At 62.5% G+C, this 24423-nt stretch carries 25 protein-coding genes; 13 read left to right on the plus strand and 12 right to left on the minus strand.

Annotated elements, in window-relative coordinates; all coding sequences use genetic code 11:
* The first annotated feature begins 44 nt into the window (after positions 1-44).
* Positions 45-2423, plus strand: coding sequence for an ATP-dependent DNA helicase (locus ACMGFM_RS10375; RefSeq protein WP_436902528.1), 2379 nt, complete (start codon positions 45-47; stop codon positions 2421-2423).
* On the opposite strand, the gene ACMGFM_RS10380 is transcribed toward ACMGFM_RS10375, so the two are convergent.
* The gene (locus tag ACMGFM_RS10380; protein WP_436902530.1) at positions 2420-4657 is read right to left on the minus strand and encodes a twin-arginine translocase subunit TatC; all 2238 of its coding nucleotides are present in this window, start codon (positions 4655-4657) and stop codon (positions 2420-2422) included. The two genes, ACMGFM_RS10375 and ACMGFM_RS10380, sit on opposite strands and share 4 nt — an antisense overlap.
* Before the next feature lie 103 nt (positions 4658-4760).
* Between ACMGFM_RS10380 and tatC the strand changes: the two genes are divergently transcribed.
* The 3 genes from tatC (at position 4761) to ACMGFM_RS10395 (ending at position 6498) form a co-directional block, all read left to right on the plus strand.
* Entirely contained in the window at positions 4761-5630 is an 870-nt protein-coding gene (gene tatC / locus ACMGFM_RS10385; protein WP_436902531.1) for a twin-arginine translocase subunit TatC, read from the plus strand.
* Between the two features lie 194 nt (positions 5631-5824).
* Positions 5825-6073: an AbrB/MazE/SpoVT family DNA-binding domain-containing protein gene (locus ACMGFM_RS10390; protein WP_436902532.1), complete on the plus strand. Its 249-nt coding sequence runs from the start codon at positions 5825-5827 to the stop codon at positions 6071-6073.
* The gene (locus ACMGFM_RS10395) at positions 6070-6498 is read left to right on the plus strand and encodes a type II toxin-antitoxin system VapC family toxin (RefSeq protein ID WP_436902609.1); all 429 of its coding nucleotides are present in this window, start codon (positions 6070-6072) and stop codon (positions 6496-6498) included. The genes ACMGFM_RS10390 and ACMGFM_RS10395 overlap by 4 nt, the downstream gene beginning before the upstream one ends.
* Positions 6499-7090: 592 nt before the next feature.
* On the opposite strand, the gene ACMGFM_RS10400 is transcribed toward ACMGFM_RS10395, so the two are convergent.
* Positions 7091-7372: a DUF357 domain-containing protein gene (locus tag ACMGFM_RS10400; RefSeq protein WP_436902533.1), complete on the minus strand. Its 282-nt coding sequence runs from the start codon at positions 7370-7372 to the stop codon at positions 7091-7093.
* A gap of 344 nt (positions 7373-7716) precedes the next feature.
* Here ACMGFM_RS10400 and ACMGFM_RS10405 point away from each other — a divergent pair, with 344 nt between their 5' ends.
* Positions 7717-8772 (plus strand): NAD(P)/FAD-dependent oxidoreductase, encoded by a 1056-nt coding sequence (locus tag ACMGFM_RS10405; protein ID WP_436902535.1) that lies wholly within the window; start codon positions 7717-7719, stop codon positions 8770-8772.
* Between the two features lie 48 nt (positions 8773-8820).
* The gene (locus ACMGFM_RS10410; RefSeq protein ID WP_436902536.1) at positions 8821-9105 is read left to right on the plus strand and encodes a DUF7545 family protein; all 285 of its coding nucleotides are present in this window, start codon (positions 8821-8823) and stop codon (positions 9103-9105) included.
* Here the strand turns inward: ACMGFM_RS10410 and ACMGFM_RS10415 are convergent, their stop codons facing one another.
* Both ACMGFM_RS10415 and ACMGFM_RS10420 read right to left on the minus strand, forming a co-directional pair.
* Positions 9106-9768, minus strand: a complete 663-nt coding sequence (locus tag ACMGFM_RS10415) for a 2,5-diamino-6-(ribosylamino)-4(3H)-pyrimidinone 5'-phosphate reductase (protein ID WP_436902537.1) — start codon at positions 9766-9768, stop codon at positions 9106-9108.
* A 48-nt stretch (positions 9769-9816) separates the two neighbouring features.
* Entirely contained in the window at positions 9817-10251 is a 435-nt protein-coding gene (locus ACMGFM_RS10420; protein ID WP_436902538.1) for a hypothetical protein, read from the minus strand.
* Between the two features lie 97 nt (positions 10252-10348).
* On the opposite strand from ACMGFM_RS10420, the gene ACMGFM_RS10425 reads away from it, so the two are divergent.
* Positions 10349-11275 (plus strand): TIGR03571 family LLM class oxidoreductase, encoded by a 927-nt coding sequence (locus tag ACMGFM_RS10425; protein ID WP_436902539.1) that lies wholly within the window; start codon positions 10349-10351, stop codon positions 11273-11275.
* A gap of 118 nt (positions 11276-11393) precedes the next feature.
* On the opposite strand, the gene ACMGFM_RS10430 is transcribed toward ACMGFM_RS10425, so the two are convergent.
* Genes ACMGFM_RS10430 through ACMGFM_RS10440 form a run of 3 tightly spaced genes read right to left on the minus strand, consistent with a single transcriptional unit; the run spans position 11394 to position 13314 of the window.
* Complete coding sequence (locus ACMGFM_RS10430) at positions 11394-11693, minus strand: hypothetical protein (protein ID WP_436902540.1); 300 nt, start codon at positions 11691-11693, stop codon at positions 11394-11396.
* 37 nt (positions 11694-11730) lie between these two features.
* Entirely contained in the window at positions 11731-12384 is a 654-nt protein-coding gene (locus ACMGFM_RS10435; RefSeq protein WP_436902541.1) for an HVO_2922 family protein, read from the minus strand.
* A 54-nt stretch (positions 12385-12438) separates the two neighbouring features.
* Positions 12439-13314 (minus strand): winged helix-turn-helix domain-containing protein, encoded by an 876-nt coding sequence (locus ACMGFM_RS10440; RefSeq protein ID WP_436902542.1) that lies wholly within the window; start codon positions 13312-13314, stop codon positions 12439-12441.
* A 53-nt stretch (positions 13315-13367) separates the two neighbouring features.
* On the opposite strand from ACMGFM_RS10440, the gene ACMGFM_RS10445 reads away from it, so the two are divergent.
* The 4 genes from ACMGFM_RS10445 to ACMGFM_RS10460 all read left to right on the plus strand — a co-directional run bounded on the left by ACMGFM_RS10445 (position 13368) and on the right by ACMGFM_RS10460 (position 18183).
* Complete coding sequence (locus tag ACMGFM_RS10445; protein ID WP_436902543.1) at positions 13368-14873, plus strand: M23 family metallopeptidase; 1506 nt, start codon at positions 13368-13370, stop codon at positions 14871-14873.
* A gap of 31 nt (positions 14874-14904) precedes the next feature.
* A complete protein-coding gene (locus tag ACMGFM_RS10450; RefSeq protein WP_436902544.1) occupies positions 14905-15279 on the plus strand; it encodes a hypothetical protein in 375 nt (124 codons plus the stop codon).
* A 1-nt stretch (position 15280) separates the two neighbouring features.
* Positions 15281-16132 carry a dihydrodipicolinate synthase family protein gene (locus ACMGFM_RS10455; RefSeq protein ID WP_436902545.1) on the plus strand — a complete coding sequence of 284 codons (852 nt, stop codon included), beginning with the start codon at positions 15281-15283 and terminating at the stop codon, positions 16130-16132.
* Between the two features lie 524 nt (positions 16133-16656).
* A complete protein-coding gene (locus tag ACMGFM_RS10460; RefSeq protein WP_436902546.1) occupies positions 16657-18183 on the plus strand; it encodes a DUF790 family protein in 1527 nt (508 codons plus the stop codon).
* On the opposite strand, the gene ACMGFM_RS10465 is transcribed toward ACMGFM_RS10460, so the two are convergent.
* The 4 genes from ACMGFM_RS10465 to ACMGFM_RS10480 form a co-directional block, all read right to left on the minus strand.
* Positions 18184-19227: a M48 family metalloprotease gene (locus ACMGFM_RS10465; protein ID WP_436902547.1), complete on the minus strand. Its 1044-nt coding sequence runs from the start codon at positions 19225-19227 to the stop codon at positions 18184-18186.
* Between the two features lie 65 nt (positions 19228-19292).
* Positions 19293-19793 (minus strand): DUF7122 family protein, encoded by a 501-nt coding sequence (locus ACMGFM_RS10470; protein WP_436902548.1) that lies wholly within the window; start codon positions 19791-19793, stop codon positions 19293-19295.
* Positions 19790-20698, minus strand: coding sequence for an RsmB/NOP family class I SAM-dependent RNA methyltransferase (locus ACMGFM_RS10475; RefSeq protein ID WP_436902550.1), 909 nt, complete (start codon positions 20696-20698; stop codon positions 19790-19792). The genes ACMGFM_RS10470 and ACMGFM_RS10475 overlap by 4 nt, the downstream gene beginning before the upstream one ends.
* A 46-nt stretch (positions 20699-20744) precedes the next feature.
* Complete coding sequence (locus tag ACMGFM_RS10480) at positions 20745-22259, minus strand: threonyl-tRNA synthetase editing domain-containing protein (protein WP_436902551.1); 1515 nt, start codon at positions 22257-22259, stop codon at positions 20745-20747.
* Between the two features lie 80 nt (positions 22260-22339).
* On the opposite strand from ACMGFM_RS10480, the gene ACMGFM_RS10485 reads away from it, so the two are divergent.
* Together ACMGFM_RS10485 and ACMGFM_RS10490 are read left to right on the plus strand one after the other, a co-directional pair.
* The gene (locus ACMGFM_RS10485) at positions 22340-22774 is read left to right on the plus strand and encodes a universal stress protein (protein WP_436902552.1); all 435 of its coding nucleotides are present in this window, start codon (positions 22340-22342) and stop codon (positions 22772-22774) included.
* 62 nt (positions 22775-22836) lie between these two features.
* Positions 22837-23652, plus strand: coding sequence for a RodZ family helix-turn-helix domain-containing protein (locus ACMGFM_RS10490; RefSeq protein ID WP_436902553.1), 816 nt, complete (start codon positions 22837-22839; stop codon positions 23650-23652).
* On the opposite strand, the gene ACMGFM_RS10495 is transcribed toward ACMGFM_RS10490, so the two are convergent.
* Positions 23617-24360: an SOS response-associated peptidase gene (locus ACMGFM_RS10495; RefSeq protein ID WP_436902554.1), complete on the minus strand. Its 744-nt coding sequence runs from the start codon at positions 24358-24360 to the stop codon at positions 23617-23619. The two genes, ACMGFM_RS10490 and ACMGFM_RS10495, sit on opposite strands and share 36 nt — an antisense overlap.
* Positions 24361-24423 lie beyond the last annotated feature (63 nt).

Consider the following 24423-nt stretch of genomic DNA (forward strand, 5'->3'; position numbering starts at 1 on the left):
CGAATCCGTGGGTTCAAACCCGACCGGGACACAGTACCGACCGAATGACTGACGCCGCGTGGAAGGAATTTTTCGCCTTCGACCGACCCTACGAGAACCAGCGTGACGCCATCGAGACCGCTGTCGAGGTTGGCGAGTCACGCGGCTATCTCGCGATGGAGGGACCCTGCGGGACTGGGAAGACGATGGCCTCGCTCACCGCGGCGGCGACACTCATCGACCGCGACGTCTTCGAGCGGGCAGTTGTCGTCACACCGGTCAAACAACAGCGCCTGCAGTTCATCGAAGACCTCCGGGCGCTCAACGCCGGTATCGACGAGCCACTGGATGGAATTGCCCTCGTGGGCAAGCGCGACCTCTGCCCCTACGGACGCGAAGGTGTCTTTCCCGACGACGTTGGCACCCACGAGCGGTGTGAGGACTTGCGAGAGAACACAGCCAGACTGGTCGAAAGCGACGGCAATGCTGACGAGTTGCCCGTTGCTGACGCCGCCGTTGGCGTCCAGACCGAGGATATCTGGTGGGACCCGCAGCGAGCCAGCGACCTCGTCAAGAACGCCCGTCCGGGCGGGGCCGGCCAGCAACAGATTGCCGGCGACACGCTGGGGACTGCCGGCGTCCAGAGCCCGTATTTCCGAAGCCAGCCCAGCGCTCCCGACTCGATGACGGAAGGCGACGACGAACCGCTGTACTGCCCGTTCGAGGCCGACTGGTACGCCCGAAACAAGGGCTCGCCGGTGGATTTCTCGGCCGGCAAACACAACGTGATGACCGCCGACGAGTATCTCCCGCAGGCGACCGAGCGCGGCATCTGTCCCCACCGGGCGATGAGCGTCATGCTCGAATCCGCCGATGTCGTCGTCGGGAACTACAATCACCTGTTCGACCCGAACTCTCGGCCGCTCATCGAGTCGATTCTGGACGACGATACGTTCCTGATTGTCGACGAGGCACACCGCCTCGAAGAGCGCGTCCGGGAGCTGCTCTCTGACCGCCTCGGCCGCTCGACACTCACGCGTGCTCGAAACGACCTCCACACGCTGCTCACCCGGGCCCGCGAGAGCGCCGGCGAAGCCGAACTGCGCGACGAACTCGCGAGTCACGACGTCCCGCTGGAGGCAGTCCAGCGCGCCCACGACTTCTACGACGACCTGCTCGTGTGGCTGGACGACCGGATTGCTCGCCACCTCGACGAGGAGGTTGGACAGGGCTGGCGGGCCGGCGCACCCGACAACCTTCCCGAGCGCTCGCTGGAGATTCCGCTCCGGGACCCCGAGGCTGTCGAGCAGGACGAACTGACAGTGTGGGCCGAACAGGAGGGCTACACGGGCGACCTCTGGCGGTCGCTCTCGAAGATTGGACTGGCCGTCGAGGAAGCGATTGACGCTGCGGGCCTCAGCAGGACGCCGGTCTGTACCGCCGTCGGCGCATTACTCGTCCAGTGGTGGGAGACAGACCACGCGAGTTTCCTCCGAGAGATCGAACTCGAACACTCGCCGAAGGACCCGCGGACGGTCAGCGAACCGTGGGAAGCAGCGTACACTGCCGGCCTCGTTCGCTTCGAGTGCATGCCCGGTGACACGCTCCAGCAAATCTTCGATGGTCTCGGCGGCGGGATGCTCATGAGCGCGACACTCGAACCGCTGGACGTGTTTACCGAGGTGTCGGGACTGGAAGCCCTTCGTGCGGAGCGCCCGGTCGTCGAGCGAACCTACGACCTGCCCTTCCCGGTGGAGAACCGCGCGAGTCTGCTCGTGGACACGACGCCGTTTACCGCCCGCAACCGCGGCGACACGGGCGAGAACGCGAACCCGGAGACGTGGAACCGAACCCGCGACGAGTACGCTCACGTCCTGCGGACGCTGGCACGCTCGCCGGGGAACGTCCTGATTGCGATGCCAAACTACCGCGAGGCGGAGTGGGCTGGCTCCTACCTCCGCGACGTTGTCGACAAGCCGGTGCTCGTCGACGAGAGTTCATCGAACGAAGATACCGAGGCGCTGAAACAGCGGTTTTTCGATGGCGACGGGAAAGTGCTGGTGACGAGTACGCGGGGAACGCTCACCGAGGGCGTCGATTACGACGGCGAGAAGCTGAGTACCTGTGCGGTAGTGGGCGTGCCGCTCGTGAATATCGGTTCGCCACGCGTCCGTGCCGTCCAGCGAGCCTACGGCGACGCTTTCGGCGATGACGTGGCCTTCGAGTACGCGCTGACGGTGCCAGCAGTGCGGCGTGCCCGCCAGACGCTCGGGCGAGTGATTCGCGGTGTCGACGAGGTTGGCGTCCGTGCGCTGGTCGGCCAGCGGTACGTCCCCGGTGCTCGCCACTCGGTCCACCAGTATCTCTCACCGGGTGAACAGGAAGAATTTCTCAAACTCACGCCGGAGTTTCTCGGCAATAAAATCGACGCCTTCTGGGGTTAGTCGGCGGCCTCTCCTTCACTGCGCCGGGTTGTCGAGATGAGTTTATCAACACTGTCGTATATCCACAGCAGCCCCAAGCCGAAGCCATAGGCCAGTGAGGCCGGGATTGCGACGATAAACATCGTGAAGATGCCCGACGGCGAGAGCAAGCCAGCCGCGGCGAAAAAGGCCAGCACGACGCCACGCCAGCTCTCGCGCATCCGCCAGTACGGGACGATGTTTCCGTGATGGAACAGCAACATCGTCGTCGGAATCATCGTGAGGAAGCCGATTCCGACGGTCAGGTAGATGACCAGCCAGCCGAAGCTGTTGATTCGGTAGGCGATGATCATATTCGAGGAGATGACATCCAGTGCGAGCACCGAGATGACCGTCGGCGCAATGTAGATGAACCCGAGGACGCTGCCGCCGACCAGTGCGACAAACAGCGTGCCACCCCAGACGAGCAGGATGTTCTGGTCACCGGTGGTTCCGAACCTGTCTTCGATAGCTGGCCAGGCGAAATACAGCACGACCGGCAGTATCGAAACGACAGCCAGCAGCGTCGAGAACTTGATCATGAAGATCAGTGCCTCGACGGGGTGGAGGACGACAATCTCGACTTCCTCGAACAGTTCTGGGGGAAGGTTCCGGAAGAACACGCCCTGTGCGCGGTTGATACCGCCGTAGAACAGGAACGTAAAGGTCCCAGCGAGGACGGTCATGAAGATAGCAACAATCCAGATTGCTTTCGAGGTCAGCGAGTCCAGAATGAACGCCAGGTCGTAGTAGTAGCCGCCGATATCGTCTTCGTCGGTGTCGTCGTCGGTGAACGCGCCGAGCATTCCCGTCGTGGTCGACGTGACCACATTTTCGTCGTCTTCGCCGAGGTCAAGTTCCTGTGCTTCCTCGAAGCGGTCCATCAGTACACGAGCTTTCTCTGGGTTGTCGTCGTTGGCGGCGGCTTTGGCGTAGTTCAGCACCTGCTCGTGTTCGAGGCGGGCAAATTCCTCAAGCGGGAGTTGCCGGAGCGCGCCCGCGCTCGCGGCTGCAATGTTTACGGTGGCCGGGTCGCCGGGGTCCGGGGTCGTCTCCTCTTCTTGTTTTTCTTCCTCCTCTTCCTCGTCGGTGAGTTCGCCGGCGAGCGCTGCCTGACGGTCTTCCTGGCTCGTCAACTCCTCCAGCGCGAGGATTCGGAAGTAAAACAGGGCAACGCCGCCACCAACTGTGCCAGCAACAATACCTGCAACGACGCCAGTTGCGGTCGGTGGCGCGCCGAACACACCGAGGTCACCGACCGTGGGGAACCGAACCGAGGAGTTGACCGCCGCCAGCAGGCTGTTAGTCGCTTCAAGCCCGCCCTCCAGCAGATATGCGTACACGGCTGCAAACACGAGCAAGAAGGAACCACCGAGAATATTGAGGCGGTCACGGGCGAGCGATTTCGTCGACACCTGTTCGCCGGCCTGTTTCGAGAGCACGGCAACCTTCGTGATGCCGAGGCTGATGAAGTACAACAGCACCAGCGGCACACCCCACATGATCTGGGTGAACGGGTCCGGCGGGGAGAACACAGCCCCGAAGACGAAGATTGCAACGACGGCGTAGCGCCACTTGTCACGGAAGGTTTCGTATGGAACAATGCCCGTCCGGGCGAGCGAACTCATCACCAGCGGCAGTTGTGCAGCAAGCCCAAAGGAGAGCGCGAGGAAGAAGATGAACTCCGTCCACATCGCGATCGACCACGTCGGCGTAAACCCAGATTGGACGGCGTTCGCGGCGAGGAAGTTGAACATAATCGGGAAAAACAGAAAGTACGCGTACGCTGAGCCGGCGAGAAAGAGCAGAAGGACGGCAGTGACGAATCCCACGACCTTCCAGCGCGGGATGTATTCGTCAGGCCAGTAGCCCCGCCGTTTGAGCGAGTCTCGGCTGTAGTACAACAACACTGGAACCGTGGCGATGATACCGACAGCAACGCCAATTTTCGCCTGTAAGAGGATTATCTCGAACGGATTTGTGGTGATGATTTCGGTCGCCTCACGAACCTTGTCATCCATCCGGTTGTAGACCAGGTCAGTCCGGAGTCGGTCCCAGACGAACAGTCGCAGTGCGTAGAAGGAACCGACCCAGAAGACAGCAAAGACGAGGAATGCGCGCTTGAGGTTCTGCTGGGCGGCCGACAGCACCGCACCAATCGTCTGGCGACCACTCGCCAGTGTCTTGGTCGTATCTTCATCAAGCGCGCCAGACATCTATTCGGCACTTACTGACTTGTCGTTATCAATCTATTCCTCTCGGTCTCGTCAGCGGTGAGGAGAAGAAGGCTTACAACAACGGCTACACAACTCCCGAGCAATGTCGGAAGAGCCCTCTGGGGAGCGGACGGCCGGCAGCAGCCAGCCGGTCAGCGACGGCGGTGTCTCCTCAGACTCCGGTGCACTCAGCGGCGCGCCCGACGACGAAGAGATGCCGCTGACCGAGCACATCCGTGAGATGATCCAGCGCCTGCTCGTGGTGCTGTTCGTGATGGGTGCGGTCAGCGCCATCATGTTCATCATCCCGAACCCCTCGCGACCGTTCGCCGACCGAGCCGTCGAGTTTCTGTGGTACTCGTTTCTCGATGTCGGCGGGAACGACCCTGAGGCCTGTGTCACGGCCGGGGCAGACGCGACCGCCTGTCCGCGTGTCTATCACCCACTTGGGCTGATTCTGACACGGCTCAAGGTCGCCTCACTGGCCGGGTTTATCGTCGCGCTGCCGGTGTTTGTCTACCAGACGTATCTGTTCATGCGGCCGGGACTGTATCCCAAGGAGCGGCGGTACTATCTCGCCTCGGTGCCGACGAGTCTTATCCTCGCACTCATCGGTCTCGCATTCGCGTACTTCCTGATTCTCCCGGTCATCTTCTCGTATTTCCTCTACTACTCCCAAGATGTCGCAGTCATTGCCTTTGGCCTGCAGGAGACGTTCAACATGATCCTGCTGATGATGGGGCTGTTCGCCGTCGTCTTCCAGATTCCGCTGTTCATCATGCTGGCAATCATGATGGGGCTGGTGACTCGTCGCTGGCTGGTCCAGCGTCGACTGCTGTTCTGGGGGACGTTCGGCGGGATTGCCTTCCTGTTCAGCCCCGACCCGACGGGGATGGCCCCCGTGCTGGTTGCGATCACGATGATTGCGCTGTTCGAGGCGACACTGCTGGTGCTCAGGTGGACGGGCCGCTAGCGTGTCGTCTATACGTGGTAAACTACCCCGGCCTACTCGCTTCGCGCTTCCGACTGGTCGGAAGTTCTCGCTCCTTGAGGCCGGGGGCTCCGCCTCGAAACTGCTGAAACAGCAGGTGAGTTGCCAAGGGTAGTCGCTCCCGCACGGTAAATTTGGAGACAAATTATTTTAGATGGTGTCACGAACTAGTTCGTATGTCTCACGAGGTCGAAGACGAAACAACGATAAACGAGAGCTACTCGGTGACGGTCCCAGCGGCGATACGACAGGAAGCCGGCGTCGAGGCCGGTGACAAAATCCGCTGGCACGTCGACGACGACGGCGACCTCTCGGTCAAACTCGTCAAACAGCAGTACGGGGCGTTTTCTCGGCTCGAACCGGTCGATATCGGAGACTCGACAGACGCTGCCGAGGACCACGACCTCGTTGCTGGAGACTACTGATGGCTGCGGTCGTCGATGCAAACGTACTCATCGCAGCGCGTCTGTCCCGCGACCAGAACCACGAACGTGGGAACGCAATCACACAGGCGATAGACCAAGGGGAGCTTCCGACAGGGTACGTCCTGAGCGACGTTCTCGAAGAAGTCATTAACTACTTGCAGGCGAGGGCTGGACACGGTGTCGCCACTGAGACGCTCGATGCTGTCATCGAGAGTAGCGGGTTCTCGTTGCGACAGACGGCAAAGTCTGACTTCGACACTGGCCGCTCGCTGTTTCGACGCTACGAATCACTCTCGCTCACGGACGCCGTCATCGTTGCGACGATGCAACGAGAAGGCATCGAGTATCTCTACAGTTTCGACGACGGATTCGACAGCGTGTCAGGAATAACGCGTCTCACTACACCCGACAATCCGTTCGAGTAGTGGCCGCTGGAGTGGCTACTCGTCTCTATCCGCTGGGCCAAACTGCCGAAATCTACAATCAAGTACAGCGGTATCAATCACCGCACCACCGAAACGCTGTCTACTATTCGGTCAGACAACGCACTCATGGAGAAGATACTCCTCGGCCCGGGACTGGGTGAACTGGATGACGGAAGCGACCCTGCAATGTCTGTGGGCGTTGCGAGGGAGCGCACCGACGGCGTGGAGGCCTCGCTGTCGGGACTGATTCACCCCAAAGGCGCACCGGTCGAACAGGCCGAAGTCATCTTCGAGAGTATCGAAGACATCGTGACGAACGACCTCGACGGCGCGATGGCAGATATCACGCGGTTGCGGTTCTACGTCCGCGAGGAGAGGTTGACCGCAGACACGCGCGAAAACTGCACGAACTCCGGCGTGAGCGCTTCGATACTCCGGAGTACCCCGCCGCGACGATGGTTGGGGTCGCGGACCTCGTCCACGAGGACGCCACAGTCGAAATTGAGGCGGAAGCATTCGTCCCCGACGAGGAGTACGACGCCACCATCGTCACGCCGGACGAGTAGTCACAGGCGGGGTGATGGAGCGGAGCTCAGATAGTGAACAGGTGGCCCTCAGTCGGGACATCGAGCAGGCCAATCCGTGCGCCACAGTCCAGCCACGCGTGACCGTAGGAAAACGAAGCCAGCGCGTTGACCACGTCGTCGTTTTCGCGGAAGTGGCGACCATCTTCGAGATAGGAACGGGCCATTGCTTGGCAGTCGGCGGCCGCGTCAGCGAGCGGCGTGTCAGGCTGGGCAGCGACTTCTGCGGCGTCGAGTGCCTCCGCGAGGAGTTGCTCGTACTTGTCGGTCTTCGCGTCGATGTCGGTCATACCGGGTGTTCGACCGGCGAGTAATTGTGTGTTGTCCGTTCGAGGGAGCTAATGAGCAGTTGAAGGAAACGGGACTCAAGGAACCAGAAAGTCCCCGCCCGCGATAGCCTGTGACACGAGCTACAGGGTGGGACTGAAAGGGGCGAGGCTCTCGGCGACGGCGGGCGACGCAAGCACCTACAGGAGCGCAGCGAGTCCCCCGAGCCGAGAGCCTCGGGGCTTTCTGGTTGTTTGAAACCAAAACAGCGTCAGGTCCTTCGAAACGAACCACTGCGGTAAGCGGTTTGGCATCGCCCAATCAAGACAGCGCAACCTACAAACGGCCGGTTACCGTACTTTCGAGTATGACTAAAGAGCCAGTCGAGCACCGGCGATTGATTATCGCTGGAACCGGAATCGCGGGGCTGTCAGCCGCAATCTACGCAGGGCGGTCCAACAACGACCCACTCGTTCTCGAAGGCGACGAACCCGGTGGGCAACTCACGCTGACGACCGATGTCGCCAACTATCCGGGGTTTCCGGACGGCATCGGTGGCACTGAACTCATCCAGCGGATGAAAGACCAGGCAACACAGTTCGGTGCCACCCTCGACCACGGTATCGTCGCGGATGTCCAGCGCCAGGACGACGGCACGATTCGTGTCGAGTTGAGCAACGGCGACGTCTACACTGCCGACGCCTTCCTCGCCGCCTCGGGTGCGAGTGCGCGACTGCTCGACGTACCCGGCGAAGACGAACTGATGGGCTACGGCGTCTCGACGTGTGCGACCTGTGACGGAGCCTTTTTCCGCGGCGAAGATATGCTCGTCGTCGGCGGCGGCGACGCTGCAATGGAAGAAGCGAGCTTTCTCACGAAATTCGCCGAAACCGTCTACATCGCTCACCGGCGAGAGAACTTCCGCGCCGAGGACTACTGGGTCGACCGCGTGCAGGACCACGCCGACAACGGCGACATCGAAATCATGCGCAACACCGAACTGCTCGAAGTCCACGGCTCGGAGGAGGAAGGCGTCGACCACGTCACCCTCGCCCGCAACGACGAGGGCTACCCGACGGAGAAACTCGACGACCCTGAGACCGAGCAGTTTGACCACGACGTAGGCGCGGTCTTCGTCGCAATTGGTCACACGCCAAACACCGACTATCTCCAGGATACGGGCGTCGAACTGGACGAGGCAGGCTACATCGATATACAGGGCGGCGACGGCGGTGGCCAGACGAAAACTGGTGTCGAGGGTATCTTCGCCGCCGGCGACGTGGTCGACCACCACTACCAGCAGGCGATTACCGCCGGTGGGATGGGAACGAAAGCCGCGCTCGACATCGACGACTATCTCGAAGAGGGCCCCGAGGCCGAAGCGACGGCCGCTGGCACGCAGGCCGCCGAAGGCGACGACTGACGCCGCGCGACCCGGGAATGTTTACGTCTTCCACCCCCTACCTGAACTATGTCAGTCGAGACACTCACAGTCACTATCGAAACGGAGGAGGACAGCGACGAACTCGAAATCCCGGCCGGTGCACTTGACCTGCTCAACGAGGGCAACGAGGGACCATCAGCGGTACTCGGTGACCTGGCACTGCTGGGTGTCGCACAGCAGATCCACGGTATCATCCACCACTCACAGGGAGAGGTTGGCTCGGACATCGAGGATGTCGAAGAGAAGACGATGGAACTGTTCGAGGAGCGCTTCGGACAGTCCTTCGCCGACATGGTCGGCCACGACCACTGATCAGCGAACAGTATAGCTGAGGACAACGCCGGAACCAAGCCGTTCAACATTTTCGAGGTCGAGCGTGGGAAAGTCCTCGACAAAGCCATCACCGTCGGCCAGCGTCGGCGCCTCACGGCCGCCGATAATCTTCGGCCCGACAAAGAGTGAGAGACGGTCGACCAGTCCACTCTCGAACAGCGAGTAGATAATTTCGCCACCGCCCTCGACCATCAGCTGGTCGATACCGTGGTCGGCGAGTTCCTCGAAGGCAGCCGCGAGGTCAACGCGGGCGTCGCCGGCCTGAATCACTGTTGCACCTGCCTCTTCCATCTGGCCGACGAAATCGGTCGGGGCGGCTTCGCTGACAAGCAAATAGCTCCCAGCGCGCTCGTCGAGCACCTTCGCGTCAGGCGGCGTGCGAATCCGCGAGTCAGCGACGACGCGCGCTGGCTGTTCAGGGTCGCCTCGGTCAGTCCGGGCGGTGACAAGTGACTCGTCGGCAACTGTCAGCGACGGGTCATCGGCCAGCACGGTGCCGACGCCGACCATAACTGCGTCGCTGTCAGCCCGGAGTTCGTCGACGCGCTGGAAGTCGGCGTCGTTGCTGATCTCGACCTGTTCGCGCTCCCGCGAAGAGAGTTTCCCGTCGGCGCTGGTCGCGGCGTTGACAACCACTCGCATACCAGCTTCGGCGAGCCGCTGGTAATTACGGGTTTCGGTCCCGGCGGGTCAGCCGGTTGCGCTGTCATCGTCTGGCTCGCCTTCGCTGACGACGAGTTCGTAGCCACCGATCTCGTCTTCGGCTTCTTCGACGTCGAACCGGAGTTCGGCCGATTCTTCGGGGGCTATCGGGCCGTGCTGTCGAGTGTACGGTGAGCCGAGTGCCTTGCCCTCCCGGTCACGCATCTGGAGCGTCACAGCTGCGTACTCTGGTTCGGTGCCGATATTTCTGAGTTCGAGAATAATAGAGACCTGCCCGTTCTCGACAATCTGGTTGTCAGCCTCACGCCTGAGGTCGTCTACTTCGACGTGAACGTCACGGTGGACACCATCGACGGACGCGTCGTCGTCAGAGTTGTCGGTCTCCTCAGTGTCCATACAGCCCGCGAGACCGCCCGTTACCGCGCCGCAAACCCCCCCGAGGATGAACGTCCGTCGGTCCATGTGGTAGCTCGGTCCGAAGGCGGCATAAACGTACGCATCTCTGGGGTAACTGACACGACGCCAGAGCCGTTTTTACTGTCGACACCGAAGACCAGCTGTGACCCAGCCTGCGTCGAATCCGACGGCAACAGCGCTGGCAGACTCTGACCGGCTCACCGTCGGTGTCGGCTTTCCGCTGACAGATAGCCGGGAGTCACAGCCACCGATAGCGCGAGAACTCGACCTCGCCGCCCACGCCGAATCGGTCGGTTTCGATGCGCTGTGGGCGCGAGACGTCCCACTGTACTGGCCAAAGTTCGGCGATGCCGGCCAGACCTTCGACATCTGGCCGTGGCTGGCGGCGGTCGCAGCACGCACCGACGAAATTACACTTGGGACGAGCAGCGTCGTCCTGCCACTCCGGCATCCGGTCCACGTCGCGAAAAGTGCCGCCACAGTCGACCAGTTATCGGGCGGGCGACTGGTGGTTGGTGCCGCGACCGGCGACCGAGACCCAGAGTTCGACGCCTTCGGAGTCGACGCCGAGCAGCGTGGCGAACTGTTCCGCGAGTCGGTCCGGTGGCTCCGAGCGCTGTGGACTGCGGACTTTCCGAGCCTCGACGGCCCGTGGGGCACGCTTGACGGCGACCTCGACCTCGTGCCGAAACCAGCGAGTCAGATTCCGATTCTACCGACTGGTCACGCACGACAGGAGCTCTCGTGGATTGGCGACCACGGCGACGGCTGGCTGTTCTATCACCTGCCAGAAGAGACGCTGCGCTCGTTTCTCGACGACTGGCGTGCGGCCGGGGGCAAAAAACCGTTCGCGATGGCGCTGGGTGTCGAACTGGCCGACGACCCGGCGGCCGGCCCCGAACCGATTCATCAGGGCTACCGTGCGGGCGTCGAGTGGTTCCGGGAGTATTTCCAGCAACTGAACCAGATTGGGGTCGACCACGTACTCATCGGACTGCGCGGTGAAGACCCCGAGACGGCGCTGTCAACGTTCGGCGATGCGGTGCTCGGAGCGCTGTCGAGTTTCTGAGGGAGAAACTGGCGTCGTTGTTTATTACGATACGAAAGAAAGGGAACGATGGGGTGAAATCCCCGCTCCCTGACATCGGCCCTCCGATAGCCGCGCGACGACTCGGTGTCGTCGATTTTTATGCGGTCGGCATCTCGGTGCCTGATTCGTCCTGCACTTCCTTTGCCAGTCGGTACATCCCGTTCGACGCCCAGAGCGCGAACAGGATGCCGACGGCGGGACCGACGGTGTAGCCAATGCTCGAATCCGGATGGATGGACGGATTGAGGAACTGGTTCGTGAGGATGATCGAGAAGATGCCGCTGATGTATACGAACGGCAGCGACACGATCAGCAGCGCCGGGAACGACACCGCGGCGATGATCTTCGGGTCGAGTTTGTCCATCATGGTCTCTATCGGGTCTAAGACAAAGGCCATTATAGAACTGTCGGCTCAGAGCCGTCGACTGTGACGGTCAGGTGTCGGCTTCGACAGGTGCGCCCGGTGCGTTGCTCTTGACCGAGTTCAGTCCCTGCTTGGCCTTCTGCTTCGAGGAGTAGCCACGGCCACAGTCGGCGATGATATTGCCGTTGTCGTGGACGAGTCGCCAGCGCCATTTCTCCTGTTTGTCCTCGTAAATCTCGAAGGTTGCCTTGCTGCCACCCTCCTGCGGTTCGTCCTGCTCGTCTTTCGAGAGGTCTTCGACGTACGCGCCAGCGACGTTGTTTTTGACGCTTTCGAGGCCCTGCTTTGCCTTCTGCTTCGAGGAGTAGCCCTCGGAGCCATCAGCGATGATGTTGCCGTTGTTGTGGCGGAGTCGCCAGCGGTGTTCGCCGGCCTCGTCCGTGTACAGGCCGAACGTCGCCTTGCTGGCCTGTGTCTCAGTTTCGATTGCACCGCCTTCCTCCTCGGCCCACTCGACGTCGATTTCGAGGTTGATGTTTCCGCCTGCACGCTCGACTTCCACGTCGAGTTCGGCTTCTTCGGGCGGTTCCACAGTCACCGTCTGTTCCTCGTCGACCGGCACTGGTTCCCCCCGGCGGAGTCGGTTCGAGATTCGTCGCAAGAATGATGAAATACCGCGCCGGCTGCGTTGCTCCTCAGATTCGTGGACAGTCTCCTCTGTCATATAGTTATCAGACGACCGCCTCGTATTTAATGATACTCCCCAAGTACGGCCGGATTATTCGACTATGACATCCTCGGGTTCGAGTGCGTCGGTCAGAATGATATTCGCAGTTCCGGACGGACCAGCAACAGTCAGCGCGAGTCGAGGTGGGTCTCGGGAGCGAACGACTGGCTGGCTGTTCGGTCGGTCCCAGTCGTGGGCCAGCGGGTCGAGGCCAACCTCGCGCAGTGCCGACCCCACGCGGTCGTCGGTCAGGAGCGTCGTCAGCGGGTCGACGCCGACGACGAAGGTACACGACCCACAGGCGAGTTCGACCCAGCCGTCGTCTTCGACGTGGTCGAGTCGGAGGTCAACTGTCGTCGGGCCGGCACAGGCTGGACACTGCCCCGTCCGAGCGAGTCCAACTTCGTGGCGCACCCGTTCACTCACCGCCACGAGCAGCTGCTCGGTGTCGTGGGACTCGAACCCGTTCTGTGGGAACGGGTAGGTGACTCCCTCCCACGCCGAACAGTCGGGACAGTCGACGGTGACGAACCCGCGGTCGTACTGGAGTGCAGGGTCGGCCCCGCAGGCTGGGCAGGTAACCGTCGAGAGTCGCTGGTCGGTCTCGACAGTCTCGGTCGGGCGGTGTGCGAGGACCGTCCGGTACAGCGCTGTCGCGCTCGCCGTCGGGACGTAGCCGTCTTCGACCTGTCGGACGTAGACCCCGCGCAGTTTGTCGAGGTGGTAATTGAACTTCCCGCTGTCTTCCATCCCGACAGCGTCCATCAACTCGGCGTAGGATTTCGGTTGGGTGTGAGCCGCCAACCAGTCTTCCAGCAGCGCGAGCAGAATCTCTAGGCGAATATCGTGGCCGAGCAGGGCAAAGGCCTCCCGAGCGTCGACATCGTCGGCCGCCCGCGCCGGCGACCGACCGTCTCCGAGGTCCATACCCATACTGGTCGGCCGTCGCTCAAGTTGGTTCCGGAACGTGGTATGTAAACATGGGTTGTGAAATCCAGTTCGCAAAATCACTAACTACCAATAGCCTCACAGAACAGATGATGACCGCAAAGCAGACACAGACGACCAACTGGGCCGGACGACTCCGGGAGTGGCTTCGACGAGCAGACCCGACACGACTGGGTCTGTTGGGCGCGCTCTCGCTGCCGAGCTATGTCGTGGACTCACTGGCGTTTCTGGAGGTGTTCTCGGTGTTTTTCCTGTTCTTTCTCTGGATACTCGTGGGACCGATTGTCGACGCGGTGCTCAAGCGCGGTGCCGAGGAATCGACGGCACCGACAGACTGGCTCGAAGTGGGTGACTGGCGAGAGATGCTGACCTTCTACGCGACCCTGCCGCTGTTGTTCGCAAATCCGCTGTTGATGCTGCAGGACGTGTTTCAGATGGCCGGGTCCGCTGTCGCCGCCATCCGCCACCGCGGGTCACTCCCGGCCCGCGGCGACGAGCGCGCCGTCGAGTATCGGCTTCCCGTCGACGGCGAGTGGACCGTCGTCAACGGCAGCCTCGACCGGGAGTTCTCGCACTCGTGGTTCCCCGTCAACCAGCGCTACGCTTACGACTTCGTCAAAACTGACGACGCGGGTCGAAGCCGTCCGGAGGGAGCGAGCGCCGGGATTGCAAACTACTACTGCTACGACGAACCGGTGCTCGCGCCAGCAGACGGCGTCGTCGTCGATGTCTTCGAGTCAGACCTCGAACCGAACCGAGGCGGCGGCTTCTCGCACCCACTGAAGCGGGATATTCGGGGCAACTACGTGACGGTTCAGCACGCCCCAGGCGAGTTCTCCTGTCTCGCACATCTTGTCCCCGGCAGCGTGACCGTCAAACCGGGCGACAGCGTTGATCGGGGCCAGCGAATCGGGCGATGTGGCCACACGGGCAACTCCTCGGAACCACACCTCCACTTCCAGGTGCAGGACAGCCCGACCTTCGAGACGGCAGCGAGCCTGCCGGTCGAGTTCGCCGGCGTGAGCACGGAGTCACCGTGGCTCGACGACTCGACAGAGACGCCAGAGACGGTAGACGAATCTCCGACAGGAGTGCCGACGACCGACGGCGGCGCGACAGCAATCACCGCCGGCCAGCGCGTCGAGCAGCACGAGACCCTCTTTTCGGAGGACCACGAATACGAAACGAACGGCCGCCGCCTCGCTGCGACGCTCGAACGCACAGCTCTTGGCCTCGCAGTCGGCGTCGTGCTCGCAGTCGTCGGCGGATTTGTCTTCGACCAGCCCGCACTGTTGGCTGGTCTCGCCAGCCTTGCGGGCGTCGGCCTCGCTGGCTGGGCCGCGGGTCGGTTGGTCGTGACTCCACGCACCGGCGGCACTGGTATCGGCCTCGGGCTCGGAATCGCCGCGGCGCTGTGGTGGGTCGGGCTGGGCCTGAGTACACTCGGGGCCGTCGCTGTGGCTGTTGTCTGCTACGGCGTCGTTGCTGAAATAGACCGGCTGGTGACGAAACGCGGATTCGCCCAGCGAAGCGGATAAATTGATAACGCGGGCACTGCTACTATCGACTGTGACAGACGCCCAAGACGAGTTCAAAATCCCGGTGTTCAGCGGGAAAGCGGCCGTCGAAGCGGGGTACGCACAGGCCCAGCAGAACGGTGTCCCATTTTTCGGTATCGAGGAGTACGAGGAGGGCTACGCGGTGACGTACGACCTCCTGCCGGCCGACGAGGAACTTGCACCGACCGCGAGGAAGGAGGTCGAGACGCGACTGACCGCCACGGTCGAAGATATCGTCGGCGATGACGGGCTTGCAACAGTCGAGGTGAGCAAGTCAGTCAACGATTCGCTGGGCAACGTCTCGATGCTCGAAACCGAGGCCAGCGCCAGACGCATCGCACAGGCGATTGCACCAATCGTCCTCGACACCGCCAACTGGGCGTAACATGCAGGGAGTCGGCCCACCACTCGTGACGCCGTTCGACGAATCCGGCGCGGTCGATTACGACCGACTGACCGACCTCGTCGACCACTTAGAGGACGGCGTAGATTTCTTCGTCCCCTGTGGCACGACCAGCGAAGCGCCGCTGTTGACGCCAACCGAACGAGCGAACGTCATCGAGGCTGTCGCTGACGCAACGTCTGCCCCGGTGCTCGCCGGGACGGGTGCGCCGGGGCTGAAACAGAGTCAAAACTGGACCACCGCTGCCGCTGACGCCGGTGCCGACGCCGCGCTGGTCGTGACACCCTTTTACTACGACCACAGTCAGGCGACACTGGCTGAGTACTACCGCGAATTGGCCACAACAGTCGATGTCCCAGTCTATCTCTACTCGGTTCCGTCGTTCACTGGCACGCAACTCGACCCCGAAACGGTTGGCGAACTGGCAGAGCACCCAAACATTGCGGGGCTGAAGGACTCAACCGGCGACTACGAGGCGGCGGTCCGGACACTCGACAGAGTGGACGACTCCTTCGATGTGTTCGTCGGGAGTGCGAGTATTCTCGCGCAGGCACTGGCCGCAGGTGCGAGCGGCGGCGTCCTCGCGCTGGCAAATCTCGCCCCCAGCCCACTCGCTGAAATTGTCGACGACGCCAACGACCCCGAGCGGACGCTGGCCCAGAACCGCCCGCTGGTCGAACTCAACAGAGCCGTCACCACGGAGTACGGCATTCCAGGGCTGAAATACGCGATGCGGTCGCGAGGGCTCCCGGCGGGGTACGCCCGCAGCCCGCACCGCGAACTTGGTGAGACAGGTCGCAAGCGCATCGACGAGTTGCTTGTTCGGATTGAGTAGCACGGAGAGGTTTTACGAGACTACCGGAGGGTTCTCGATTTACAACAACCAAAAAGCCCCCGCTCGCTTGACCGTCCGGGTGGTTCGAAAGACGGCGCTGCCGTCTTTCGTCATCACGAGAGAGCTTCGCTCTCTCGAACGACCTCGCTGCGCTCCTCGCCCTTCGGGCTGTGGTGCTTACTTCGGCCGGGACGGACCAAGCGAGCGGCCCCTTTCAGTCCCATCCGCGGTGGCCCGTGACACGAGCAACAGGGTGGACTGAAAGGGGCGTTCACGGCGCGAAGCGCCGTGAGCTCGGGAGACGGAGTCTCCCGGTGACGTAAGCACGCGACTGAAAGGAGCGCGCGTGGTTCGAGAGAGTAAAGCTCTCTCGTCATCCTGAAAATCTCTGATTTTCTGAGACAACGAGTCGCGGGAGTCGAGAGCGCCGGGGCTTTCTGGTTCCTTGAAACTCGGCCATCTCATTCAATACCAACTCCTCAAAAGCCCACAGCGTTTTCTCCCGGCTACGACAAGATACCACAGTGTTGCGGAAAGACCTGCTCCGCGTCTCACGGCGCGGCGGCGGCTACCAGCCCGAGTTTGTCGGCCCGGACCAGGAGTCGCTGGCGGCGCGGGTCATTGGCTGCTATCAGGGACACGTCGACCAGCCACGCCACCAACTCGACGACTCGCTGACCGACATCGAGCGCGAGAGTAAAGACTTCAAACTCGTCCGTGGGCTGGCGAAACTCGTTGACGACGACGCGACGTGGGACGTCCAGTCGGACCTCGACCCACGCCGGACGCGAGACGCAGTCTTCACCGCGAGTGAGGGCGTCGGTGTCGTCACCGAGGCCGAACGCGAGCAAGCACTACAGCAGGCGGCCGACCAACTTTCGTCCACCCCCGAAACAATCGAGCGAGCCATGTACGCCGACCGCGAGCAAAACGAGGTGCTCGTCGAACTGGGCCGGCAGTGGGCACCCGAAGATTTGCTCGACCAGTACAACCTCTCACTTGCCCAGACTGCGCTGTTTGACGCCCGTGAGGTCAGGATTCGCAGTGCCGACCCGAAACGGATTATTTCGGCAGTCAAGCGCCTCCGACTGGTCTACGAGATTCGGAAACTTCCAGCGGAGGAGCGCCGGACAGTCGCGGGCACAGACCGCGAAATTGTCGTCACCGGGCCTGACGCCCTCTTTCGGCGCACCCGTCGGTACGGCACGCGCTTTGGGCGACTGCTCCGAACCGTCGTCGGAACTGGCGAGTGGCACCTCACGGCAACCATCGACGACCGTGGCACCGACCGGACGCTCGAACTCGACGACGACTCCCTCTCGCTACCCGACGCCGACCCGGTGACGGAGGTGAGCTACGACAGCGATGTCGAGCGAGAGTTTGCCACACGCTTCGAGTCGCTGGACCTCGACTGGGACCTGCTTCGCGAACCCGACGCAATCGAAGCAGGGGAGTACGTCGTCATTCCGGATTTTGCCTTCGACTGGAAACACAGCGATTTTCGCGTGTACTTCGAGATTATGGGCTTTTGGACCCCCGAGTACGTCGAGAAGAAACTCGCTCGGCTGGACGCAATCGAAGACATCGAGATGCTGGTTGCCGTCGACGAGAGCCTCGGCGTGGGTGAGGAGGTCGAAACCCGAAACCACCGCGCGATTCCCTACACCGGCCAGGTCAGCGTCAAAGACGTTCGGAACGCGCTCCGGGAGTACGAGGCCGACCTCGTCGCGGCGGCCGCCGAATCGGTGCCCAAAGCACTCACGCCCGAGAAATCGGTCGTGACCATCAGCGAGGTGGCGGCCGAGTACGGCGTTAGCGAGAGCGCAATCGAGGGTAAAGAGTTCCCGAAGCATCAGCGCGTGGGCCGAACGCTGGTTGCGCCGGGGGTGCTCGAAGACCTCGGCGAAGAAATCGAGGCAGGGATGCGTTTCGAAGCAGCCGATGAGCGCCTCGCCGCGGCCGGAATCGAAGACGCGAGCGCGGCGCTCAACGCGCTGGGCTATCGCGTCGAGTGGGAAGGACTCGGCGGCGGAACAGTTCGGGAGAAGTAATCAGGTTTCCAGGCCGGTTGCCAGTGTCCGCAGGCGCTCGATTCGGTCGGGAATCGGCGGATGCGAGGCGGGAAACAGCTCTTGGCTCAACAGTTCGTCGGCGAGCGTATCCTCCTCGTCGTTGAACAGCGGTGTGTCGATAGAGAAGATGTACAGTGCCTCTGCGCCGCCGTCGAGGTCACGGAGGTCCTGGTCGGGCAGCGATTGCATCTCGCCGTCGATGCTGTCGAGTGCGCTCGCGAGCGCCAGCGGGTCGCCGGTGATCGCGGCGGAGCCGCGGTCGGCGGCGTACTCGCGGTACTGTGAGAGAACCCGAAAGAGAAGGTTACTCGCCAGCCAGAACACCGCCGAGACGGTGATTGTGACCACGGCAGCCGCGAGAATGACCAGTATCGCTCGGCCACCGTTGTCCCGGTCCCCGCCGTGGCCGTGTCCGTGTCCCGGCGTGAAAATGAGCACACGGCTGAGGATATGCAGGAGGCCGAACATCGTCTTCGAGACGAGATAGGTCAGCGTCGGGAGCAGATAGGCAATCGACATCACCGTCGCGTCCCGGTTGCGGACGTGGGCGAGTTCGTGAGCGAGGACGGCGTCGAGTTCCTCGTCGTCGAGTGTGTCGAGGAGCCCAGTCGTTACCGCGACGGTGTGGCCGCTACGGAGCCCGCCGGTCGCGAACGCGTTGGGCGCTGGTGAGTCGACAACGGCAACGGTCGGTTTCGCGAGGTCGGCGGTCGTAGCGAGTCGCTGGACCCGAGCGTGGAGTTCCGGATAGTCCGACTCGGAGACAGTCTGTACGTTGGTCGAGTTCAATGCCAGACGCCCGCCCGTGACGGCGGCGAGCCCGATTCCGACGACAGTCAGACCGACCACCAGCAGCGGGTCGTAGCCAATCTGTGGGGCCGGTCCGGTCTCGACTGCCAGCGGGAGCACAATGCGGTTGAGTGCGACTGTGAGCGTGAACGTGAACGCGAGCGGCAGCACGGCAAGTAATCCGAGCGTTCCGACCATCCGGAGTTGCAGCGAGCGGTCGGTCTCCCAGTCCATACGCGGTCTTGCCAGCCAGTGTACTTGGGAACACCGGTCGGTCGCTCGCGGTGAGACGCTCTCGATTACAGCTCTCGACGCCGGCCTTTCGGCACCACCGACTTCAGTTCGTCGTAGGTGTACAGCCCGACACCGAGCGGTTCCTGCTCGCCGGCCAGTTCGTGCGTGACGATGAGATACCCCCAGTCACCGTCCCACGAGAGTGTCTGGTCATCACCAGCCATGAACGCCGTTGCCTGCTCGCGGGAGAGTTGTATCGTGTTTCGGGTGGCGTGGTCGCCAAAGCGCTGGACGGCTTCGAGCGTCGGTTTCCAGTGTTCCTGACGAGTTCGCAGGACAGTCATTCCGAGCCCTTCGATGTCGACCGGAGAGTCCAGATCACCGTAGAACGCCCAGATTTTGCCCGCGCCGCGCTCCCAGAAACTGTAGGAGTCGAAGACGCTGGGCTCGATGCCGAACCGCTCGTCGAACCAGTCGAGAACCTCCTCGCGGCTCGCTCGCTCCTCGACAGTGCGCTCTGCGTCAGTCGCCGGCAGGCGGTCGAAGCGCGTGCTCTCGTCGCTCATCCGGTCACCTCCAGTTTCGCACAGAAGAACCCACCAGTATCGTTGAGGTGTGGATAGATACGCTTCGCTTTGGTGACGCTCTCGTCGTAGCGCTGCTCTTGCCACTCTGTCACGCCGGGCCGAGAGTCCAGCGGGAGGTCAAAATCGACCATCTGGCAGGACTCCGCGTCGAGAACGTGGTCGAGGACAGCCTCGTTCTCTTCGGGCGCAAACGTACAGGTGGAATAGACCACGCTGCCGCCCTCTCGGGTGGCCTGCACGGCGCGTTTCAGGATTCCCTTCTGGACGCCAGCGGTGCCTTCGACGTGTTCGTAGCTCCACTCTTCGAGCACGTCAGGATTTTTGCGAATTGTTCCTTCACAGGAGCAGGGGACGTCGACGAGCGTTCGGTCGTACTCCTCGCCACCGAAGGGTTTCAGCGAGTGGTTCCGGGAGTCCTCGATGGTGATAGCGAGGTTGGTGACACCGAGGCGTTCGGCGTTCGAGCGCAGCGCAGAGACCCGGCCCATGTTGTTGTCAGTCGCGACGAGACGGCCGGTGTCGTCCATCAGCGCGGCGAGTTGCGTGGTCTTCGACCCCGGTGCCGCACAGCAGTCCCAGACCGTCTCGCCGGGTTGGGGGTCGAGGACGCGAGCGGGAATCGCAGAGACTTCCTCTTGGCCGTGGAGCCAGCCGTGGACGTATGGCCAGTTGCCGCCGGCGGATGTCTCGGGCAGGATGAACAGCTCTGGGTTCCAGTCGGTCTGCTCGGCCGGGATGTCAGCCTCGGAGAGTGCCGCCTGCGCTCGCTCGATGGTCGTCTTGATGGTGTTGACCCGCACTGCCGCGGGTAGCGGCCGCTCACAGGCGGAATAAAAGGCCTCGACATCGTCGATAAGCGGCTCGTACCGTTCCAGCACGGACATTGGCCGGGTTTCGTCGGGGGTGAGTTTGTGCGTTTCGACTCGGTCGTTACTCGTCGGTCGGTCGCGCTCGAAAGCGAGCGGGAGAGTCGGTATACAGCCGCGGAAGCGGCCGCGGTCGGTCCGGAAAGCCCGCCGTCTCACGTTCGATTCGCTCGGCGAAGGAGTCGGTCGTGTACTCTCGCTCGCGCTGGTCAGTTCGAGTTGTGACGCCGAAGCGTTCGGCGTCCTCCGCACCAATGACAGCGTCGTAGGGGACCCACTCCGCTGCGGCGTCGTCGAGGCGTTCGCTGACCGGCAGGTCCCGGTCGTCGATGTCGACGCGAACGCCAGCGGCGGCAAGGTCGTCAGCAATCGGGGCACAGAGGTCGGTATGTTCGTCTGCCAGCGGAATCAGTCGCAGTTGGGTTGGCGAGAGCCACGTCGGAAACTGCGGCGGGTCGCGCTGGGCAGCGTGTCGGGCCAGCGCGGCGACGAGTCGCGTCGGGTCGCCGAGGGGGCGTGAGCGCACAACGGTTCTCTCGTCCGTGTCTTCGAGCCAGACGGTCGGTTCGGCCACCCGGTACCTCTCGGCACAGAGCAGGAGTTCGACCCTGACTGGCTGGTCGGCGTCCGCGCGGCGTTCGACGAGCAGTGGTTGGTTGAAGCGCTGTGCACGGTCGGCGAACCAGTCGCGATTGCGTTCGAGAAACGCCGAGTCGACGCGACAGACAGGCTGCGCGTCGAGCGCGAGGTCAGCGAGCAGGGTGAGAGTCAGGTCGAGGTGGCGAGCGAGTGTTTCGAGCGCGTCCTCGGGCTGGATTGCAGTCGCGAGTACTGGAGCACTCGTGTTGGCGGTGTAGAGAGCCAGCGGAAAGTCCGACTCGCCGGTCACAAATTCGTGGGGGTTCGGACTGTCTGCGCTCTCCTCTGGCACACGTCCAACGGGCAGCGCGCCCGCGGACCGGAATCGGTCGGTTGCGAGGTCAACGAGGGAGTCACGGAGAAAAGCACCGGCCGGAAGAAGGTAGTCGCCTTCGGCCAACGGCGGCCCCGCGTCGGGCCACAGTCGGTCGGCGGCAAGTCGGTCGATGAGCTGTCCATCTGCAAGTAGTCGATGCCCGTCAACTGAAGCGAGGTCGCCATCGTCGAGAAGCAGCCACTCGCCGTCGGTTCGGGAGGGTGGGTCAATCTCGAAGGCCTGGTTGGCGTGGGGGTGGCCGCGGGCGTCGAGGTCGAACGCGAATGGCTCGCCGACCGGAACGCGGTGCACCTCACCATCGAGACGGTCGGCAAGCGCGTCGAGTGCCGCCGTTTCAGTTGCTTCCGGTGCGGGCGTGTCAGTCAGCCCATCGAACGGAACGAGAACGACCGTCTGCTCGCCAAGATTGGCAGCCATCTCCGCAATCCGGTCCGCAGCGACGTCCGCGACCTGCCCGGGAGCGTCGGCGTCGGCAGTCTCGACAGCGACGAGAGCAACAATAGAGCCAGAGACGTCGACAGTCGGGCCGGAGCCGTCGCTGTCGGGGTCGTGGTCGCGGACCGCGAAGGTGGCGGCGTTGGCGTGCAGACAGCGCAGTTGCATTACTACCAGCCACCGGACGGCCAACAAAAAGCGTGCTGTTGGGGGAAACGTACAACTATCCACCCTGCACACAGAGGGATATGTACGACACAATCCTGCTGCCAACCGACGGGAGTTCCGCAACGACAGAAGCACTCGACCACGCGCTGACCATCGCCATCGACAAGGGTGCAACAATTCACCCGCTATACATCGTCGACAAGCGCCACCTCAGGGCCGCCGACGACGAGACGATTGAGGAAGTCCGGCGCTCGCTGGAAGAGGAGGCAACCCACGCCCTCGACGACGCGGAGGTCCGTATCGAGGACGAAGGAGTTGCCGCCGAACCCGCAAAGCGAGAAGGGACGCCGCATCGAGAGATTGTCGACTACGCCGATGACGTTGGTGCTGACCTGATTGTTATGGGCACTCACGGAAAGAACGGCCGCGAGCGGGTGGCACAACTCGGGAGTACGACCGAACGCGTGGTAAAAAATGCCAACCAGCCAGTACTGGTCGTCGAGATTGGTGAGTGACAGAAGTATGCCTGCCGTCTGACGCAGTTTTAATTATCCGTAGTGGGACGTTCAGCACACGTATGCCACGCCTGACGGTGACAATCAGCGACGAACACGAGGAGATTCTCGAGCAGAAGTCGGACGTCGGGGAGGCATATCGCTCGAAATCAGAGGTCATTCGCGAGTGTATCGAGTCCTTCGAGCGTGTCGAGGAACTCTCCGAACAACTGGCCTGTCTCGAAGCGGAGGTCGAGATGCTGCGCGACCAGCGCGCGCAACTCAAACAGAAGGCTGCCCGCGTGGACGAACTTGAGGGGAAACTCCGCCAACTGCAGGCGGCGTATCACCAGGCCATCGACGAAGGACACTCGCCGCAGGAACTGGACCCAGTCGAGACAGACATCGAGACCGAACCGTCGGCGACGGCACTCATCGAAGAGGCCGAGTCGAGTGCGGATAGCCCCAAGCCCGTGGAGTCGACGAGCCCGGACGCCGCTCAGACAGCGTCCGCCACATCGAGCACAGACGCTTCGGACGAACCGCCGAAGACTCAGCAGACGGCCACTGCGTCGAGTGCTCAGACCCAAACTACTGCGTCAGGGACCCAGAACCCCTCCGCAACATCGAACTCCCAGCAGACACCCACTACGTCGAACACCCAGCAGACCGCCAGCCCAACAGCGGAACCCAACACAGAGCCGCCGAGTCCAACAGCCAGTGCGCGTGGGAACAACCCCGGTCCGGGAGAGCGCAAGCGGGCGACCCAGCAAACGAGCGACACAGAGTCGGCAACAGACGGTGGCGTCGAGATCGACGAAGAACTGCTGTATCAGTCCCCGAGCGTCGGGTCGCGAATCAAGTCAGCGCTGTTCGGTGGCCCCGGCGGTAGTCGGTGAGCCAACCGCGTCAGCAACATCAGGCCGGTCGTTTTTCGGGTCGTTGACTGCCGTCGAAACAGGATAGGCGTGCATCGCGTCGGCAGGATGCGGTTGGAGTAGGTCAGCCGCCTGTTCAGGTGGCGCGGTCAACCATTCTTCAGCGCGTTCGTCAGGCAGGATAACCGCCATTCTGTGATGGAGGTCCGAAACGAGGTCGTTTGGCTCAGTCGTAACGATACTGAACGTATCGATTGGGTCAGCCTCTGGCTCGGCCCCATCGTCGCCGAAGGCGTCGAGACCAGTCTGGGTTGTCGGTGGCTGCCAGCGCGTCCAGAGTCCCGCCATCAGGAACGGTCGGCCGTCGGCGAAGGTGACTCGGTAGGGCTGAGTTCCCTCGTCGGTGTCGACCCACTCGTAGAACCCGTCTGCGGGGACGAGACACCGACCACCAGTTTCGATTGTGCCCGCGAAGGCGTCTGCAAAGCTTCGCTTCTCGTCGAGTGTCTCGGCGCGGGCGTTGATATGTCCGCCGTCGCTTCGCTTGTCGGCCCACGCTGGAATCAGCCCCCACTCCAGTCGCCGCAGTCGCCCCGCGTCATCGTCGGTAACGACCGGAAGGTGTTGGCCCGGAGCAGCGTTGTACGTCGGTTCGTAGGCTTCGGTATCGACGCCGAACCGGTCGGACAGCGTCGCCGGCGAGACAAACAGTGTGTAGCGACCGCACATACCACAGCGAAAGGGCCACCGGCGCAAAAGCGGTCCGGTCGGACGAACAGAATACTTAGGGAC

Source organism: Halovenus halobia, from assembly GCF_051414135.1.
GTDB classification, from domain to species: Archaea; Halobacteriota; Halobacteria; order Halobacteriales; family Haloarculaceae; genus Halovenus; species Halovenus halobia.

Coding starts and splice junctions, on each gene's coding strand:
- ACMGFM_RS10420 (WP_436902538.1), bottom strand. CDS start 10,251: ATGGACCGACGGACGTTCATCCTCGGGGGGGTTTGCGGCGCGGTAACG.
- ACMGFM_RS10410 (WP_436902536.1), top strand. CDS start 8,821: ATGTCAGTCGAGACACTCACAGTCACTATCGAAACGGAGGAGGACAGC.
- ACMGFM_RS10435 (WP_436902541.1), bottom strand. CDS start 12,384: ATGACAGAGGAGACTGTCCACGAATCTGAGGAGCAACGCAGCCGGCGC.
- ACMGFM_RS10475 (WP_436902550.1), bottom strand. CDS start 20,698: ATGTCCGTGCTGGAACGGTACGAGCCGCTTATCGACGATGTCGAGGCC.
- ACMGFM_RS10480 (WP_436902551.1), bottom strand. CDS start 22,259: ATGCAACTGCGCTGTCTGCACGCCAACGCCGCCACCTTCGCGGTCCGC.
- ACMGFM_RS10495 (WP_436902554.1), bottom strand. CDS start 24,360: ATGTGCGGTCGCTACACACTGTTTGTCTCGCCGGCGACGCTGTCCGAC.
- ACMGFM_RS10440 (WP_436902542.1), bottom strand. CDS start 13,314: ATGGACCTCGGAGACGGTCGGTCGCCGGCGCGGGCGGCCGACGATGTC.
- ACMGFM_RS10485 (WP_436902552.1), top strand. CDS start 22,340: ATGTACGACACAATCCTGCTGCCAACCGACGGGAGTTCCGCAACGACA.
- ACMGFM_RS10415 (WP_436902537.1), bottom strand. CDS start 9,768: ATGCGAGTGGTTGTCAACGCCGCGACCAGCGCCGACGGGAAACTCTCT.
- ACMGFM_RS10445 (WP_436902543.1), top strand. CDS start 13,368: ATGGGTTGTGAAATCCAGTTCGCAAAATCACTAACTACCAATAGCCTC.
- ACMGFM_RS10380 (WP_436902530.1), bottom strand. CDS start 4,657: ATGTCTGGCGCGCTTGATGAAGATACGACCAAGACACTGGCGAGTGGT.
- ACMGFM_RS10400 (WP_436902533.1), bottom strand. CDS start 7,372: ATGACCGACATCGACGCGAAGACCGACAAGTACGAGCAACTCCTCGCG.
- ACMGFM_RS10470 (WP_436902548.1), bottom strand. CDS start 19,793: ATGAGCGACGAGAGCACGCGCTTCGACCGCCTGCCGGCGACTGACGCA.
- ACMGFM_RS10405 (WP_436902535.1), top strand. CDS start 7,717: ATGACTAAAGAGCCAGTCGAGCACCGGCGATTGATTATCGCTGGAACC.
- ACMGFM_RS10430 (WP_436902540.1), bottom strand. CDS start 11,693: ATGGCCTTTGTCTTAGACCCGATAGAGACCATGATGGACAAACTCGAC.
- ACMGFM_RS10490 (WP_436902553.1), top strand. CDS start 22,837: ATGCCACGCCTGACGGTGACAATCAGCGACGAACACGAGGAGATTCTC.
- tatC (WP_436902531.1), top strand. CDS start 4,761: ATGTCGGAAGAGCCCTCTGGGGAGCGGACGGCCGGCAGCAGCCAGCCG.
- ACMGFM_RS10375 (WP_436902528.1), top strand. CDS start 45: ATGACTGACGCCGCGTGGAAGGAATTTTTCGCCTTCGACCGACCCTAC.
- ACMGFM_RS10465 (WP_436902547.1), bottom strand. CDS start 19,227: ATGGACTGGGAGACCGACCGCTCGCTGCAACTCCGGATGGTCGGAACG.
- ACMGFM_RS10390 (WP_436902532.1), top strand. CDS start 5,825: ATGTCTCACGAGGTCGAAGACGAAACAACGATAAACGAGAGCTACTCG.
- ACMGFM_RS10455 (WP_436902545.1), top strand. CDS start 15,281: ATGCAGGGAGTCGGCCCACCACTCGTGACGCCGTTCGACGAATCCGGC.